At 71.5% G+C, this 502-nt stretch carries 1 protein-coding gene; it reads right to left on the bottom strand.

The genetic code is table 11. The features are described from left to right. A partial coding sequence (locus RCG67_RS17570; RefSeq protein ID WP_368828117.1) for a penicillin-binding transpeptidase domain-containing protein occupies window positions 1–502 on the bottom strand: 502 nt, incomplete at both ends.

Here is a 502-nt window from a genome sequence, read left to right as displayed (position 1 = left end):
ACCCGCCGTTCACGTAGTTGGGCAGGGTCACGTCGGTGCCGGGCAGGGGAAGCTCCTGCGGGTTGGGGATCGAGGACTCCGTGGTGTACTCGCCGGACTCCAGGGCCGCCACGGTGTCGATGATCTTGAACGTCGAGGCGGGCGCGTAGAGGTCGCCGGAGATCGCGCGGTTGACGAGCGGCTCCGCGGGGTCCGCGTTGAGCCGCTCCGCGGCGGCGATCACGGAGGCGGAGTCGTGGGAGGCGAGCTCGTTCGGGTCGTAGCCGGGGCTCGAGACCATGGCCAGGATCGCGCCGGTCTCCGGGTCGAGGGCGACGATCGCGCCCTGGCGTCCCTCCAGCAGCTGGTGGGCGGTCTGCTGCAGGACCGGGTCGATGGTGAGCTCGACCGACGCGCCGGTGGGCTGGTCGCCGGAGAACATGGAGACCACACGGTCGTAGAACTGCTCGTCGGAGGCGCCGGAGAGCTCCTCGCCCATGGCCGCCTCGAGGCCGGTGGCCCC

The organism is Kocuria cellulosilytica, from assembly GCF_040981245.1.
In the GTDB taxonomy this organism is placed as follows: domain Bacteria; phylum Actinomycetota; class Actinomycetes; order Actinomycetales; family Micrococcaceae; genus Kocuria; species Kocuria cellulosilytica.
Note: the sequence above shows the minus strand (reverse complement) of the source record. Positions and strands in the feature narration are given on the sequence as shown.